Source organism: Paracandidimonas soli (assembly GCF_004342005.1).
Taxonomy (GTDB): domain Bacteria; phylum Pseudomonadota; class Gammaproteobacteria; order Burkholderiales; family Burkholderiaceae_B; genus Paracandidimonas; species Paracandidimonas soli.
In genome coordinates this window covers 482888-498733 of the sequence record NZ_SMBX01000002.1, presented here as the reverse complement: position 1 = coordinate 498733, position 15846 = coordinate 482888, and the positions used below count along the sequence as shown (strand labels likewise).

Here is a 15846-nt window from a genome sequence, read left to right as displayed (position 1 = left end):
CCGTGGCCGGCCCGTATCGCAGGGGCGAAATGGCAGGCAAAGACATGACATAATAATCCCTGACTTCCTTATTTGGCGAAACCATCCCGCTCATGGCGGGATCCGGGCCCGGCCAGCCGCCGGGACGGAAAGAACCTGCTTATCAATGACACACTCCCCCGGCAATATAAATTCGATGGCTCCCTGGATCCAGGCGCTGGGCGATGGGGCCTGGACCATCTACTTCGGTCGCGCCATCACGCGGCAGGCCAATGCACGCGCCCTCTCTTTTTGCTCCCTGCTGGCCCGTCATGCGGGCACAGGCGTCTTGACCGGCATTTTGGAATGGACGCCCGCCTTCACATCCGTCACAGTGCATGCGGATCCTCGCCAGGAGACGCTCTCGGGCCTGGACGCGGCCCTGCTGGATCTGGCGGGGCAGGCGGAAGACCAGTTGCCTCCAGGCAGGACATGGGAGATTCCCGCCTGCTTCGACGAAAACTATGCGCCCGATCTCCACTCTCTTGCCGAAGCCTGCTCCCTGAGCCCCGAGCACATCATCGAGCGAATGCAGGAATCCATGCTTACCGTGGGCATGCTCGGCTTCATGCCGGGGCTTCCCTACCTGGACGGCATACCGGCGGAAATGCAGCAGCCTCGCCGCAAGACGCCGCGCACTTCCGTGCCGGAGCGCTCCATTGCCGTCGCCGGGACCCAGTGCGTGATCTATCCCTGGCAATGCCCCGCCGGCTGGCACCTGCTGGGACGTACACCCGTCCCCCTGTTCAGCCTGAACTGGAAGAGCCGGCCCGCCCTGCTCGCTCCGGGAGACTCGGTGCGCTGGCGCCCCATCTCCGTGGACGAATACCTGGAACTCGAGCAAGCCTGCGCCGCTGCCGACTGGCAGCCGGAAAGCCTGCTGGCCGACGCACAGACGCAGGCGCAGACGCCATCCGCGCGCTTCAGCCTGGACAGCGAAGGATGTGCGCCGGCCGCCGTCGCAGAGTCCCGCTCATGCCTGGAAATCCTGGATGGCGCATGGGGCGTCTCCGTGCAGGATGAAGGACGCAGCGGCTGGCGCTATCTGGGCGTTCCCCTGGCCGGCGCGCACGATCCCGAAACCTTCCGGATCGCCAATGCGCTTGCCGGCGCGCCGGAAGGCTCGGCCGCGCTGGAGCTCCTGGGCGGCGGCCCCCGGTTCCGCGTCGCAGGCCCCGCCGTGCGCTGCGGTCTGGCCGGAGACGCACTGCTCAAGGTTTCCCGGGCTAGCGGCGAATCCCTGGAGATTCCCTCAGGGCGCGGAACCGTCCTGAAGCCGGGGGATGTCGCCAGCGTCGTCTGCCATTCGCCCCGCCCTGCCTATCTGGCTTTCAGCGGCGGCATCCAGCTCGATCCGGTCCTGGGCAGCCGCTCCACTTATCTGCGCTCCCGCCTGGGCGGCCTGGAGGGGCGCACGCTGCAGACGGGCGACCGGCTGGAAACCGGAAGCCTGCCGGCCAGCGAACAGGGCTGCGACCTCCTGCTAGGGCCGGATCCGGCCCGGGAGCCGGCGGACGACGCAGCGCCCGTCGAGCTGCGCGTGATCGCCGGCCCGCAGCGCGATCACTTTACGCCGCAGGCGCTGGAACAGTTCTACTCCACCGTCTATACCGTATCCCCGCAGGCGGACCGCATGGGCCTGCGCCTGCACGGGCCCGCGCTCGAGCACGGTGAGCTCGGCGCCGACATTCCCAGCGACGGCATCGTGCCCGGCGCCATACAGGTGCCCGCGGACGGCATGCCCATCATCCTGCTTTCCGATGCGCAGACCACGGGCGGCTACACCAAGCCTTGCGTCGTCATCCGCGCGGACATGCCGCTGCTGGGCCGGCTCGTTCCCGGGGATCGCATCCGCTTCGTCGAGATCGGCATGCAGGAAGCCCGACGGGTCCAACATGAAGCCGCCGCCGCATTCCGTCGCAGGCTGGATGCCATCGAGCGCCTCGCCGTGGCGGGCGCTCCGGACGAATCCCGGCTGCGCAGGGCCAACCTGGCCAGCGGCATCATTATTTCTTCTTCGAATGAATGACAGGCTTAGGGCCTGTTACCGCTAAAAGGAGCCTCGCATGGCAACGAACAGCACACACACTGAGACACCGACTGTTGGACTGAACGCCGATCTGGGCGAAAGCTTCGGCGCATGGAAAATGGGCATGGACGAAGCCTTGCTGCAGATTATCGACTCGGCGAATATCGCATGCGGCTTCCACGCAGGCGATCCTCTCGTCATGCGCAACACCATACGGACAGCCAAGGCAAACAACGTCGATATCGGCGCTCATCCCTCCTTTCCCGACCTGCAGGGCTTCGGACGCCGCAACATGGTCATGGCGCCCGATGAGCTCGAAGCCGCCATCATCTACCAGATCGCCGCGCTCGACGGCATGGCGAAGGCGGAAGGCGCCCGCGTCGTCCACGTCAAGGCGCATGGCGCGCTGAACAATATGGCCGCGGCCGACTATGCGCTGGCCCAGGTCGTGGCCAGGGCCATCCACGCCTACGATCCGTCGCTGGTCCTGCTGTCGCCCGCCCTGTCGCAGCTCAGCCGCGCCGGAAAGGAGCAAGGGCTGCGCGTCGCCGAGGAAGCCTTCGCCGACCGCGCCTATGAGGAAGACGGTTCGCTGGTCTCGCGCAGCAAGCCCGGCGCCATGATCCACGGCGCCGAAGCCTCGCTTGCGCACGTCAAGCGCATGCTGGAAAGCGGCGGACTGATTTCCGCGTCGGGCAAGGTGCTCTCCACTCCCATCCACAGCATTTGCGTGCACGGCGACGGCCCCGATGCGGTGAATACCGCCAGGTTGCTGCGCGACTCGCTGCGCGCCGAAGGCTATACGCTGAAAGGCCTTGCATGAGCCTCGCGGACAACCAGGTGCTGCCGCTGCTGTTCGACGACGGCAGCGCATCCGCCGGAGCGTCTGCCATGGTTCGCCATGGCGCGGCGGTATCCGGTATTCAGGGTCGGATCGCCGAAACCCCTGTCAGCCTGTTCCTGCTGTCGAGCGTGGACGGTGTTTCCGCCGGCGACCTGCGTCTTCTGGCCGGGCAGATACGCGCAGCCTCCGGCGAGGGGCATACCATCGTGCTGGCGTTGGGCGGCAACGTCATGTTGCGCGACGATCCGGGCCTGGCCGGGGCCCAGGCGGCGCTCTTTCTCGCCCTGTCGGAATCTGCCGAGAATCGCTGCCTGCTTTCCATTGTGGCTGCCGATACCAGCGGCTTCCTGTCCACGCTGCCCTGCCTTGCCGATGCGGCCTTCTTCGTGCAGGGTTCCGGCAGGTTGGCGCTGAGCGCGGCCGATGCGGTGGAAGCCGTCTGCGGCGTGCGCCAGGACCCGGAGCAATTGGGCGGAGCACTGGCCCATGCCCGCGCCGGCGGCATCGCCTGCCGGGCATGCCCGCACCTGCTCGATGCCGTGCTCCAGGCCAGGCGCTATCTGCTGGCGACATCGGATAGTTCACCGTCATTCCATGATCAGCTTCGCGCGCAGGAAGACGCGGCGCTGGCCTGCCTGGACGAGTTGCTGCCGCCGGACGATGGCAATGGAGCCTACGATATCCGTGTGCTGCTGGAGGCAGTCCTCGATCCCGGCAGCTTCCTGGAGCTGCAGGCCGGCAGGGAAACCTCGCTGATCACGGGGTTCGCCCGCCTGCGCGGACAGGCATGCGCCATCGTGGCCAGCGATCCCGGCATCCTGGCCGGCTGCCTGGATGCCGCCGCTCTGGAGAAGGCCAGCCGCTTCCTCGCGCTATGCGTCAGACGCCGCATGCCCGTCGTCAGCCTGATCGATGCGCCAGGTTTCGTCCCCGGAGAGGCGCAGGAGCGTGCGGGCATCGCAGCCCTGGCCGCGCGCCTCATGCAACAATGGCAGCGGCATGGCAAAATCGTCACGCTGGTCCTTCGCGATGCGCTGGGCGCGGCAGGCCTAGCCATGGGGCTGTCCGCCAGCCTGGATCGCCGGACCTGCCTGGCCTGGAACGGGGCCAGAATAAGCGCCGGCGGCAGGCGCGGCATACCCGCCGGGGACGACGGCATAACGCGCATCGCTCCGGCACTGACCGCCCAATCGCTCGCACGCCTGCTGTCCCGGGACGCAAGCGGCAAATTCACGGAATCACCCTCGGAAGTTCCTCATGTTCACTAAGCTCCTGATCGCCAATCGCGGAGAAATCGCCTGCCGCATCATGCGCACGGCCAGGCGCTTGGGGATCGCCACCGTAGCCGTCTATTCCGATGCCGACAGGCATGCGCAACACGTGCGCCTGGCGGACGAAGCCGTTCGCATCGGGCCGGCTCCTTCGCGCAATTCGTACCTGAATATCGAAGCCATTCTGCAGGCCTGCAGGCAAACCGGCGCTCAAGCCGTCCACCCGGGCTACGGCTTTCTTTCGGAAAATGCGGCCTTTGCGCAGGCGCTGGAAGACGCCGGCATCGTGTTCGTAGGGCCGCGAGCGGACGCCATCCGCGCCATGGGCGACAAGATCGCCTCCCGCCTGGTCGCGCAAAAAGCCGGCGTCAACACCATTCCCGGCCATGACGCGGTCATCGACTCCGCGGAAGAAGCGGTCGAAATCGCCCGCGGTATCGGTTACCCGGTCATGATCAAGGCCTCGGCGGGCGGCGGAGGCAAGGGCCTGCGCGTGGCCTACGACGACGCCCAGGCCCTGAGCGGCTTCCAGTCGTGCCGCAGCGAGGCCATGCGCAGCTTCGGCGACGACCGGATCTTCATCGAGAAATACATCGAGCAGCCCCGTCATATCGAAATTCAGGTGCTGGCCGATGCGCATGGCAATGCCGTCTATCTGTGGGAACGCGAATGCTCCCTGCAGCGCCGCCACCAGAAGCTGATCGAAGAAGCGCCAAGCGCCTTCCTGTCGGAGCCCACCCGCAAGGCCATGGGAGAACAGGCCGTGGCGCTGGCGCACGCCGTCGACTATCTCACCGCGGGCACAGTGGAGTTCGTAGTCGGCAAGGACCAGTCTTTCTATTTCCTCGAAATGAACACACGGCTTCAGGTAGAGCACCCCGTCACCGAAGCCATCACAGGCCTCGACCTGGTCGAATGGATGCTGCGCGCCGCCGCGGGCGAGCCCCTGACTTTCGGGCAGGAGGATATCCCCCGCAATGGCTGGGCCATCGAGTGCCGCATCAATGCGGAGGATCCCTATCACGATAATCTGCCGTCCACAGGCCGCGTGACCCTGTTCCAGCCGCCGGAAGGCATGGACGGCGTCCGGGTGGACAGCGGCGTGACGCACGGTTCCGATATCCCCGTGCACTACGATCCCATGATGGCGAAGCTGATCGTGCATGCGCCGGACCGCAAGCAGGCCATCGCGCGCATGGCGGAGGCCATCGACCGCTTCGTCATACGCGGGGTGGATTCCAGTTTGCCGCTGCAGGCCGAGCTGATCCGCCATCCGGCCTTCGCCGCCTGCGACTTCGATACCGGCTTCCTGCAGGCGCACTACCCCGCCGGGCTGCGGGCCGACGTTCAGTTCGACGGTATGTCCGACGCCCTGGCGGCGCTGGTCGCGGCAAAGCATTGCCTGGACGGATCCCTGCATGCCGCCCGGGACGAGGAAATCCGTCTGGCGGTCTACTCGGTTGCCGATCCGAAGACATGCCGCCTGCTGGCGCTGAAGCGGGAAAACCCGGATACGAACGATGCGCGCATTCGTTTTACCGTGCGGACGAAGGCCGGAACGCAGATCCGCATTGCGATTGCGCGCGGGCAGGTCGCGGGCCTGCTCTGTGCCGAAGCGGATGGCAAGCCCCTGGCGGCGCAGATAGTCCAGTTGCCCGGCGCCAAAGGCTATGAATACCGGCTCCAGCAGGCCGGCCTGCGCCTGGATCTGGGCGTCCTGTCCCAGGCCAGCCATCAGGCGCTGCTGTATATGCCTGCGCCCGAATCCAAAGACGGCGGACTGCGGATCTCCGTGCCCATGGCCGGCGTCCTGCTGTCCATCGCCGTCAAGGAAGGCGACGAAATCCATGCCGGCGACGTGGTCGGTGTCGTGGAGGCCATGAAAATGGAGCATGCCATCACAGCGCAGGCCGATGGCCGGGTGACGGAGGTCAATTTCCAGCCGGGACAAAGAGCCGGCTCGGGAGATGTACTGTTGAGGCTGTCCGCCCTGTCCTGAGGCCGGACTTGCGGGGACGCCAAAAAAAGGCGGGACGGTTCAGAACCGCCCCGCCTTTTTCTTTGCGTCGGCCCGATCAGGCGATGCATGCCCCGGGGCCGACCACCCTACTTACTCGTACAGGCTCTTGCTGCCGTCCTTGTGCCAGTTGAAGACATCGAAGCGGAAGTCTTTCAGGTCGCCCTGCTCGTTCCAGGAGATCGTGCCGATTGGCGTCTTGACTGAGTTGGCGTGCAGGTATTGCGCGACCTTGGCGGGATCGTTGACGCCAGCGCCCTTGATGCCTTCGGCGATGGCCTGCGTGGCTGCATACGCCGTCATCTGGAAGGCTCCGCTGGCGTCGCGCTTCTTGTCGGCGAATGCCTTGACGATGGCTGCATTGTCGGGATCCTTGGTGAAGTCGGCCGGCAGTGTCACCAGAAGGCCTTCCACGGCTTCGCCTGCGATGGCGTTGATGTCGGGATTGCCCACGCCTTCGGGGCCCATGAAGCGCACATTCTTCAGGCCCTGCTCAGAACCCTGGCGCAGCAGCAGTCCGGCTTCGGGGTGATAGCCGCCGAAATAGACGAAGTCGACGCCGGCGCTCTTGAGCTTGGTAATCACGGCGGAGTAATCGCTGTCGCCCGCATTGATACCTTCGTAGATGGCGACCTTGATGCCCGCGGCTTCCAGATCGCGCTTCACCGCGGCGGCGATGCCCTGGCCGTAGGACTGCTTGTCGTGCAGCACGGCGACCTGCTGCGGCTTGATCTTGTCGATGATGAACTTGGCCGCGGCCGGGCCCTGCTGATCGTCGCGCCCGATGGTGCGCAGGATCATTTCGTAGTTCTTGCCGTCTGTGACGGCCGGCGCCGTGGCCGAGGGCGTGATCATCAGTACGCCTTCGTTGTCGTAGACGTCGGTGGCGGCGATGGTCGCGCCGGAGCAGACGTGGCCGACGACATAGCCGATCTTGTCATTGACGACACGGTTGGCGACGACAGGCCCTTGCTTGGGCTCGCAACCGTCGTCGATCGTGACGACTTCCAGCGTCTTGCCCAGTACGCCGCCTCCGGCGTTGATGACCTCGACGGCGGTATCAACCCCTTGCTTCACCATGTCTCCGTATTGCGTGAGCGAACCCGTGAAAGGTCCGGCGATGGCGATACGGATGCTGTCGGCATGGGCGACCGGCGCGGCGGCCAGGCCCGCAACCATGCTCAATGCGGCAACCAGAGGGGTGAGGTGAGATTTGATGTTCATGTGTGCCTCCTTGTAGACCTGCGAAGGATACACCGAAGCCCATCGCCTTGCACGCCAAGCCCCTGAATGCAGCATGCCCGGCTTCGAGGCCGGGCATGCTGTGCTGGCGCTGGCGCGGTTGCGCTATTGCGCAGCCCTGAAACGCGTTACTGCAGCAGGCTGCGCAGCATCCAGGCGTTTTTCTCGTGCACGTCCAGGCGGCGCGTCAGCAGGTCGGCGGTCGGCGCATCGTCGGCCTCGTCGGCGCGCTTGAGCGCGGCGCGGGCGGTCTTGGCGACGGCTTCGTTGCCCTTGACCAGCAGTTGCACCATCTCGGTGGCGTCTGGCACGTTCTTGGGTTCCGCGATGGAGCTCAGGCTGGCGTACTGCGCATAGGTACCGGGAGCATAGTGACCCAGAGCGCGGATGCGCTCGGCGATCTCGTCCAGCGCCTGCCATTCTTCGCTGTACTGGTCCATGAACATTACGTGCAGCGTATTGAACAGCGGCCCGGTGACGTTCCAGTGGAAATTGTGCGTCATCAGATACAGTGTGTAGGAATCCGCCAGGAACTTGGATAGTTCCTTGACGATTGCCGCCCTGTCTTTTTCGCTGATGCCGATATCGATCCGGAGGCCCTCGCTGGGAATGGCCGTGGTTTTGCTTGTTTTGCGAGCTTTGGTCATGATGAACAATCTCCGTCAGTCATTCAATGAAGATAACGACTTCAGGATAGCACGGCGCACGGCAATATCACACCCCGGAGCACGGCCGCGGCGTCAGCCTTTGCCCACAGGGTTGCCGTCGTCATCCAGATACTGCACGCCGGGCAGGCCGCAGGCCCGGATCGCCTGCGTCAATGCGTCGATGGCGTTGATTCTGGGGAAGCTCTTGCGCCATGCCAGCACGATCCTGCGGTCGGGAATGGGCCTGGAAAACGGGACATAGGTCAGGTATTGGCTTTCCGCGCTGTTCGTGGCGATGGCGCTGGCAGGCAGCACCGTGACGCCGATCCCCGCCGCGACCATATGGCGTATGGTTTCCAGTGAGGAGCCTTCGAAAGTACGCTGGATGCCCTCGCTCGCGGCCGAGAAGCGCGCCAGTTCCGGGCATACGCCCAGAACTTGGTCTCGGAAACAATGCCCCGTACCCAGCAGCAGCATGGTCTCGTTTTTCAGTTCGGCGGCGTCGATCTGCTCTTTTTGCGCAAGCGGATGCTGGGACGGAACGGATACAACGAAAGGCTCGTCATAGAGCGGACGCACCGTCAACCCCACTTCCGGCAGCGGCAACGCGACGATCGCGCAGTCTATTTCCCCCTGCCGCAGCAGCTCAAGCAGGCGCTGCGTCATGTTTTCCTGCAGCAGCAGCGGCATCTGCGGCGTCATGCGTATCTGCTCCGGCACCAGCCTGGGCAGCAGGTACGGCCCCACGGTGTGGATGACACCCACGCGCAGCGGGCCTTCCAGCGGATCATTCCCCTGTCTCGCGATTTCCCTGAGATTGGCGCTTTCCTCCAGCACCCTCTGGGCCTGTTCCACGACGCGCATGCCGATGGGCGTCACGCCTATCTCGTTCCCGCCTCGCTCGAACAAGGTGACGCCCAGTTCGTCCTCCAGCTTGCGTATGGCGACCGACAGCGTCGGCTGGCTGACGAAACAAGCTTCGGCCGCCCTGCCGAAATGCCGTTCGCGGGCGACTGCGACGATGTATTTCAATTCGGTAAGTGTCATGTCCGCTCTCTTGCGATGCCGATGCCGGCATCATCCGTTCTTGTCATGTGCGCAGGAAATCCTGCTTGCCCTTCATCCACCTGTGCATGTGCCTGCGCGCATGCCCTGGATACCTGCTGCGCATCAGCCCAACCGCCTCCTGCGCCTTTTCCACCAGTTGCGTATCCTCCGCCAGGCTGGCGAACCTCAGGATATCGGTTCCCGATTGCCTGATGCCCAGAAACTCCCCCGGCCCGCGCAGATCCAGATCACGCCGCGCGATTTCGAAGCCATCCGTGGTTTCGTACATGGCGCGCAAGCGCTGCCTGGCAATGAGCGACAGCGGCGACTGGTACATCAGCACGCAGACAGACTGAGCGCTGCCCCGCCCCACCCGGCCCCTCAGCTGGTGCAGTTGCGCCAGGCCGAAGCGCTCCGCATGCTCGACGACCATCAGCGAGGCATTGGGGACGTCCACGCCCACTTCGATCACGGTCGTCGCCACCAGAACGTCGTACTCGCCCGAGCGGAAGGCATCCATGACCCTGGATTTCTCCGCCGTCGGCAGACGGCCGTGGATCAGTCCGATGCGCAGGTCGGGCAAAAGCCCGGCCAGGGACTGAAAGGTATCTTCCGCTGTCTGCAGCTGCAGCGCTTCACTCTCCTGAACCAGCGGGCACACCCAGTACGCCTGCCTGCCCTGCCTGACTTCTGCCACCACCCGCTGGATGACCTCGTCGCGGCGGGCGTTGTCCGCCAACTTGGTCACGACGGGCGTGCGTCCCGGCGGAAGCGTATCGATCACGGACACATCTAGGTCGGCGAAAAAAGTCATGGCCAGCGTGCGCGGGATAGGCGTGGCGCTCATGTGCAACTGATGCGGGATGATTGTGGTCGCCACCTCCTCTCCCTTGCGGCTCAGCTGCAGGCGCTGGCCCACGCCGAAACGATGCTGTTCGTCCAGGATAATGAGCCCCAGCCGGGCGAACGACAGCCCTTCCTGTATCAGGGCTTGCGTGCCTACGATCAGTTGCGCCGACCCGGACTCTATCGCCTGCAAGGCTTCCTTGCGCTTTTTGCCCGTCAGGCTCCCCGTCAGCCAGCACACGCTGATGCCCAGCGGAGCCAGCCAGCCCATCAGCTTGTCGAAATGCTGGGTAGCCAGGAGCTCCGTCGGCGCCATGATGGCGACCTGCTGACCACTGTCAATGGCCTGGGTAGCTGCGAATGCGGCGACGATGGTCTTGCCGCTGCCGACATCTCCCTGCAACAGTCTGTGCATGGGATGGGCACGCGTGAGGTCTGCACCGATTTCAGCGATGACGCGCTCCTGCGCTTCGGTCAGCTGGAATGGCAGGCTGGAGCGCAATGCCTGTTCCAGCGCGCCGTTGCGCACGGACAATTGGTGCGCATGCTGTCTCATGCGCTCTTCGCGGGCAATGGCCAGCGAAAGCTGCTGGGCCAGAAGCTCGTCGAACTTGATGCGCTTCCAGGCCGGATGCCCTTTCTCGCGCAAGGAGGCTTCCGACACATCGGGTGGCGGATTGTGCAGCAAGCGGATGGCATCGCGAAACGGCATCAGTCCGTGCTGCTCGCGCAGCGCTTCCGGCAGCGTGTCGGACAGGTCGGCGATGTCCAGCGCGCGCGCAATCGCCTTGCGCAGATAGCCCTGGGTCAGTCCGGCCGTCGATGGATAGACCGGGGTCAGCGAAGAAGGCAGCGGCTCTTCCTGGCGTCCGATATGCGGATGCACCATTTCCAGGCCGTCGAAGCCTCGCCGAACCTCTCCGCGCACTCGCAGGGCCGCACCCGCCTGCAGCTGTTTTTGCTGATTGGGATAGAAATGCAGCCAGCGCAGCGCGATGCGCCCGGTACCGTCCTCGACCACGGCATGGAGCTGGCGGCGAGGCCTGAGCTGGACTTCGCTGCGTATGACTGTCACATCCACCTGCGCCGCCTGCCCCGGCACCAACCCACCGACCGCGTGGATGCGCGTTTCGTCTTCATAGCGCAGCGGCAGGTGCACGATCAGGTCCTGCGGCGTCCTAAGCCCCAGCTGCAGCAGCTTGCGCTCGGACGGCGTCAACCCGTCGGGTCGCGCGGGCGCGCCGGAACGGGACGCCCGCCTGTCCGAAGTCGTGGGCATGCGCGTCAGATGACGATGATGGCCTCCACTTCGAACTGCGCCCCTTTGGGCAGGCTGGCCACTCCAACGGTAGAGCGTGACGGAAACGGCTGCGGAATCAGGTCGGCCATGATGGCATTCGCGCTGGCGAACTTACTCAGGTCCGTCAGGAACAGCGTCAGTTTGACGATGCTTTCCAGCGTGCCGCCCGCTTCTTCGATGACGGCCTTCATATTGGAGAAAGCCTGGCGCACCTGGGCTTCGAAATTCTCGGAAACCAGCTCGCCGGTCTCGGGTTCCAGTCCGATCTGGCCGGACAGGTAGACGGTCCGGCCCTGCGGAGCGACGATGGCCTGGGAATAAGGCCCGACTGCCGCCGGCGCGGCTTCCGTATGTATGACTGATTTGCCCATGTGACACCTCCGATGGATTTTTCAAATAGCTCCAGTTCCGGATCGTGCGTGAACGCGAAGGCGAAACGCTGGCATGGCAAGCGAAGCCGGCAAAGCGCACGTTCGATATGGAAATGGAATAAGGACTATCGGAGTGTATACATCTATAGCCGGAATTAAAAGCCCCGCGGGGTTGGCCGCAGGGCTTTAATGGATCGGGCTGGTACGGCGCCGGGATGGCGCGACGACTTTACTTGTCGACGAACGCGCGCTCGATGACGTAGTCGCCGGGCTGGCCGACGCCGGGAGAGACGGTGAAACCGCGGCTGTTGAGCATGTTGCTGATGTCCGCCAGCATAGCGGGACTACCGCAGATCATGCCGCGATCTGTCTCGGGGTTGAGCGGCGGCAAGCCGATGTCGGTGAACAACTGGCCGCTTTCCACCAGCTCGGTGATGCGGCCCTGGTTGCGGAAAGGCTCGCGCGTGACCGTGGGATAGTAGATCAGCTTTTCGCGGACGACGTCGCCGAAGTATTCGTTCTGCGGCAGCTCGTTCTGGATGAAATCCGCATAGGCCAGTTCGCTGACGAAGCGCACGCCATGCAGCAACACCACCTTTTCGAACTTTTCGTAGGTCTCGGGATCCTGGATGATGCTCATGAAGGGAGCCAAGCCCGTGCCGGTAGCGAACAGGTAAAGGTTCCTGGCGCCGGGTTTCAGATCGTCGATGACCAGCGTGCCCACCGGCTTCCTGCTCACAAGGACGGAATCCCCGACCTTCAGGTGCTGCAGGCGGGAAGTCAGCGGACCGTCCTGCACCTTGATGCTGAGGAACTCGAGGTTTTCGCTGTAGTTCGGGCTGGCGATACTGTAGGCGCGCATCAGCGGCTTGCCGTCGACTTCCAGACCGAGCATGACGAAATGGCCGTTATGGAAACGCAAGGAAGCATCGCGCGTCGTAGTGAAGGAAAAGAGCGTGTCGTTCCAGTGATGCACACTGAGAACCTTCTCGGTATTGAATGCAGCCATGAAGAAAAAATTATCCGTCGGGATCTGAAAAGATCGAAAAATTAGGTATGCCACGCAGCAAAAAAACGACGCCGGGCGGCAGGCAAGTCCAGGGGATTATATCGCCAGCAGGCGCTTGCTCTTTCCGCAAGGCCTTCTGCCATCGACAAGGACCTTAATATGGATCAAGGATTTACGCTGTTGTAAGCGCATGGATCCCGGATGGTGAAACGAATGGCTGCGCGCCATCGAAGCAGCAATCGCAAGATTCGTCATTCTACAGCAGCTTGTTGATAAGAATCATTTCTGATGAGTTAGAATAGCTGTTGCCCCGCCACTGGCAAACATGCGCCGCTCGCGAGACCTGTTTCCACCCAGGAAGCCTCATCTTCATGCGGCATCGGCGCCATCACGATTCCACACAGGAGACCCCCATGCGAACAGGTTCCGCACTACTGCCACTGATCCGCGGCCTTGCGCTGTCCGGACTCATCGCCCTTCCCGCCTTCGCCGCTGCCAACGACGTCACCGTCTACACGACGCGCGAGCCCAAGCTCATCCAGCCTCTGATCGAGGAGTTCACCAAGGATACCGGCGTCAAGGTCAATACCGTTTTCGTCAAGGACGGCCTGATCGAGCGTGTCAGGACCGAAGGCGAAAAATCCCCCGCCGACATCCTCATGACCGTGGATATCGGCAACCTGCTGGACCTCGTCGAGGCCGGCGTGACACAGCCCGTCGAATCCAAGGTGCTGCAGGAAGCCATCCCCAAAAACCTGCGCGGCAGCGACAACCAGTGGTACACCCTGTCCCTGCGCGATCGCGTGGCCTATGTCGCCGCCGACCTGAAAGTCGATGCCATCACCTATGAGGCCTTTGCCGACCCCCGCTGGAAAGGCAAAGTCTGCATCCGGTCCGGCCAGCATCCCTACAATACCGCGCTGATCGCGGCCATGATCGCCCACAATGGCGCCGAGGCCACCGAGGCGTGGCTGCGCAATCTCAAGAACAACCTGGCCCGCAAGGCGGCCGGCGGCGATCGCGACGTCGCCCGCGACATCCTGGGCGGCATCTGCGATATCGGCCTTGCCAATGCCTATTACGTCGGCCACATGAAGAATGCCGAGCCCGGCACCGACGCGCGCAAGTGGGGCGACGCCATCAAAGTAGTCCGTCCGACCTTCGCAAGCGCCGACGGCCAGGGCACGCACGTGAACATCTCGGGCGCCGCCGTGGCGCGCCACTCGCCCAACCGGGACAATGCCGTCAAGCTGCTGGAATACCTGGTTTCGGACAAGGCGCAGAATCTCTACGCCAAGGCCAACTACGAATACCCGGTCAAGGCCGGCGTGACGCTCGATCCGGTAGTGGAAAGCTTCGGCCCCCTGAAAGTGGACTCCCTTCCCCTGACGGAAATCGCCAAGCATCGCAAGCAGGCCAGCGAACTGGTGGACAAGGTAGGCTTCAACAATTGATGTCCATCCCGCCAGTTTCCACCCACGGAGCGGATCGGGTCTGAATCTTGCGATACCTGCGTCTTCTTCCCGGCGGGGCGGCCACGCCTTTTGCCGCCCTGCTCGTTGCGCTTTGCGTCATGGCCCCGGTGGCGACTCTACTGTGGCACGCGCTTCACGGCTCATTCGAGCATTGGGCCCACCTGGCGCAATACGTCCTGCCAGTAGCCTTGCGCAATACCGCCTTGCTGCTGGCGGGCGTGGGCGTTCTCGTATCCTGCCTCGGAGTGGGCAGCGCATGGCTGGTCACTGCCTACGATTTTCCTACCCGCCGCGTGCTCTCCTGGGCGCTGCTGCTGCCGCTGGCGGTTCCCACCTACATCATCGCATTCGCCTATCTGGACCTTCTGCATCCCATCGGCCCCATCCAGACGCTGGTCCGCGACATCCTGGGCTACGACAGTCCCCGGCAGTTTCGTCTGCCTGACATCCGTTCCCTGCCCGGGGCCGTGTTCCTGCTGGGATTCGTGCTGTATCCCTATGTCTACCTGACCACACGCATCATGTTCTCCTCGCAGGCAGCCAGCCTGCTGGAGGCCGGCCGCATCCTTGGAGAAACCCGCCGCAGCGTGTTCTTCCGGATCGCGCTGCCCATGGCGCGCCCCGCCATTGCCGTAGGAGTCAGCCTGGCCTTGCTGGAAACTCTCAACGACATCGGCGCATCGGAATTCCTCGGCGTGCAGACACTGACGGTATCCATCTACACGACCTGGGTGACGCGATCCGACCTGGCTGGCGCAGCCCAGATCTCGCTTGCCATGCTGGTGCTCGTGGCCGGACTGATCCTGCTGGAGCGCCATGGCAGGAGACATCAGCGCTACGCGCTCACGCAGCGCTCGCGTCCCTTGCGGCCCCAGACGCTCTCCCCCGCCCGGTCCCTCCTGGCCGCCCTGCTCGGCTGGACGCCGATCGTGATCGGCTTCGTCGCTCCAGCCCTGTACCTGTTGAACGAAACCGTCAAACGGCTGGGCTCGGCCGGCCAGTTGTCCAGCCAGTTGATCTCCAGCGCCGTCAATACCGTATCCGTCTCGCTGAGCGCTACATTGCTGACAATTCTCTGCGGCCTGCTGGTGGTGTGGGTGGCAAGGCCGTCCCGGCGCCCATCCGCGCTGTTCGGCATCGCTGCGCGCTTCTCTACCATAGGCTACGCGATTCCCGGCACTGTGCTTGCTATCGGACTGCTGACGCCGTTCGTCCTGGTCGACGGACTGTTCAACCATATCCTGTCGCTGTTTTCCCGGATCAGTCCCCAGCTCTGGCTGACGGGATCCTTCACCGCCCTCGTCATTGCCTATGCCATTCGTTTCCTGGCGATTTCCGTAGGCGGCCTCGAAGCCGGGCTGGCAAGGATTCCGCCCTCGCTGGAACAATCCTCCCGCCTGCTGGGCGAGACTTCGGCAGGCACGCTCAGGCGCGTGCATCTGCCCCTGCTGCGGCCGGCCATCGGCGCCGCCGCTTTGCTGGTATTCGTCGACGCCATGAAGGAATTGCCCGCCACGCTGCTATTGCGGCCCGTCAACTTCGAGACTCTGGCCACCTGGCTCTACGCGGAGGCGGCGCGCGGCACCTATGAAGAAGGAGCGATTGCCGCGCTCGGCATCGTGCTGGCCGGCCTCCTGCCCGTGATCCTGCTGGCAAGAACCCAGTTTTCCATGGAAAAGAAAACGTGATCGAAACATCGTCGCCCACCGGCCATAGTAGTGGCTCCGATT

Annotated in this window: 12 protein-coding genes; 6 read left to right on the top strand and 6 right to left on the bottom strand. The window is 64.0% G+C overall.

Going from position 1 to position 15846, the window contains the following annotated elements:
• Positions 1-145: 145 nt before the first annotated feature.
• The 4 genes from EV686_RS05940 to EV686_RS05925 are packed head-to-tail and all read left to right on the top strand — an operon-like array spanning position 146 to position 6161.
• Positions 146-2047: a 5-oxoprolinase subunit B/C family protein gene (locus tag EV686_RS05940; RefSeq protein WP_165972517.1), complete on the top strand. Its 1902-nt coding sequence runs from the start codon at positions 146-148 to the stop codon at positions 2045-2047.
• Positions 2048-2084: 37 nt separating this feature from the next.
• Complete coding sequence (locus EV686_RS05935; RefSeq protein WP_132474488.1) at positions 2085-2870, top strand: LamB/YcsF family protein; 786 nt, start codon at positions 2085-2087, stop codon at positions 2868-2870.
• Positions 2867-4159, top strand: coding sequence for a carboxyl transferase domain-containing protein (locus tag EV686_RS05930; protein WP_132474486.1), 1293 nt, complete (start codon positions 2867-2869; stop codon positions 4157-4159). The genes EV686_RS05935 and EV686_RS05930 overlap by 4 nt, the downstream gene beginning before the upstream one ends.
• Positions 4149-6161, top strand: a complete 2013-nt coding sequence (locus tag EV686_RS05925) for an acetyl/propionyl/methylcrotonyl-CoA carboxylase subunit alpha (RefSeq protein WP_132474484.1) — start codon at positions 4149-4151, stop codon at positions 6159-6161. Before EV686_RS05930 ends, EV686_RS05925 begins: the two co-directional genes overlap by 11 nt.
• 111 nt (positions 6162-6272) lie before the next feature.
• Here EV686_RS05925 and EV686_RS05920 read toward each other — a convergent pair whose 3' ends face one another.
• From EV686_RS05920 to EV686_RS05895, 6 genes are all read right to left on the bottom strand, one after another.
• Positions 6273-7403, bottom strand: a complete 1131-nt coding sequence (locus EV686_RS05920) for a branched-chain amino acid ABC transporter substrate-binding protein (protein ID WP_132474482.1) — start codon at positions 7401-7403, stop codon at positions 6273-6275.
• Between the two features lie 146 nt (positions 7404-7549).
• On the bottom strand, positions 7550-8068 hold the full coding sequence (locus tag EV686_RS05915; protein ID WP_132474480.1) for a Dps family protein: 519 nt from the start codon (positions 8066-8068) through the stop codon (positions 7550-7552).
• 93 nt (positions 8069-8161) lie between these two features.
• The gene (locus EV686_RS05910) at positions 8162-9115 is read right to left on the bottom strand and encodes a LysR substrate-binding domain-containing protein (RefSeq protein WP_132474479.1); all 954 of its coding nucleotides are present in this window, start codon (positions 9113-9115) and stop codon (positions 8162-8164) included.
• A 43-nt stretch (positions 9116-9158) separates the two neighbouring features.
• Entirely contained in the window at positions 9159-11240 is a 2082-nt protein-coding gene (recG, locus tag EV686_RS05905; RefSeq protein ID WP_132474477.1) for an ATP-dependent DNA helicase RecG, read from the bottom strand.
• A gap of 5 nt (positions 11241-11245) precedes the next feature.
• Complete coding sequence (locus EV686_RS05900; RefSeq protein ID WP_132474475.1) at positions 11246-11632, bottom strand: Rid family detoxifying hydrolase; 387 nt, start codon at positions 11630-11632, stop codon at positions 11246-11248.
• Between the two features lie 229 nt (positions 11633-11861).
• Complete coding sequence (locus EV686_RS05895; RefSeq protein ID WP_132474473.1) at positions 11862-12641, bottom strand: ferredoxin--NADP reductase; 780 nt, start codon at positions 12639-12641, stop codon at positions 11862-11864.
• 413 nt (positions 12642-13054) lie between these two features.
• Here EV686_RS05895 and EV686_RS05890 point away from each other — a divergent pair, with 413 nt between their 5' ends.
• Together EV686_RS05890 and EV686_RS05885 are read left to right on the top strand one after the other, a co-directional pair.
• Entirely contained in the window at positions 13055-14095 is a 1041-nt protein-coding gene (locus EV686_RS05890; RefSeq protein ID WP_132474471.1) for a Fe(3+) ABC transporter substrate-binding protein, read from the top strand.
• A gap of 47 nt (positions 14096-14142) precedes the next feature.
• The gene (locus EV686_RS05885; protein WP_243650764.1) at positions 14143-15804 is read left to right on the top strand and encodes an ABC transporter permease; all 1662 of its coding nucleotides are present in this window, start codon (positions 14143-14145) and stop codon (positions 15802-15804) included.
• The last annotated feature ends 42 nt before the right edge of the window (positions 15805-15846 follow it).

Bases quoted from the DNA above. Each gene is read 5' to 3' on its own strand.
- EV686_RS05915 (WP_132474480.1), bottom strand. From the start codon at position 8,068: ATGACCAAAGCTCGCAAAACAAGCAAAACCACGGCCATTCCCAGCGAG.
- EV686_RS05935 (WP_132474488.1), top strand. From the start codon at position 2,085: ATGGCAACGAACAGCACACACACTGAGACACCGACTGTTGGACTGAAC.
- EV686_RS05930 (WP_132474486.1), top strand. From the start codon at position 2,867: ATGAGCCTCGCGGACAACCAGGTGCTGCCGCTGCTGTTCGACGACGGC.
- EV686_RS05920 (WP_132474482.1), bottom strand. From the start codon at position 7,403: ATGAACATCAAATCTCACCTCACCCCTCTGGTTGCCGCATTGAGCATG.
- EV686_RS05895 (WP_132474473.1), bottom strand. From the start codon at position 12,641: ATGGCTGCATTCAATACCGAGAAGGTTCTCAGTGTGCATCACTGGAAC.
- EV686_RS05890 (WP_132474471.1), top strand. From the start codon at position 13,055: ATGCGAACAGGTTCCGCACTACTGCCACTGATCCGCGGCCTTGCGCTG.
- recG (WP_132474477.1), bottom strand. From the start codon at position 11,240: ATGCCCACGACTTCGGACAGGCGGGCGTCCCGTTCCGGCGCGCCCGCG.
- EV686_RS05940 (WP_165972517.1), top strand. From the start codon at position 146: ATGACACACTCCCCCGGCAATATAAATTCGATGGCTCCCTGGATCCAG.
- EV686_RS05900 (WP_132474475.1), bottom strand. From the start codon at position 11,632: ATGGGCAAATCAGTCATACATACGGAAGCCGCGCCGGCGGCAGTCGGG.
- EV686_RS05910 (WP_132474479.1), bottom strand. From the start codon at position 9,115: ATGACACTTACCGAATTGAAATACATCGTCGCAGTCGCCCGCGAACGG.
- EV686_RS05925 (WP_132474484.1), top strand. From the start codon at position 4,149: ATGTTCACTAAGCTCCTGATCGCCAATCGCGGAGAAATCGCCTGCCGC.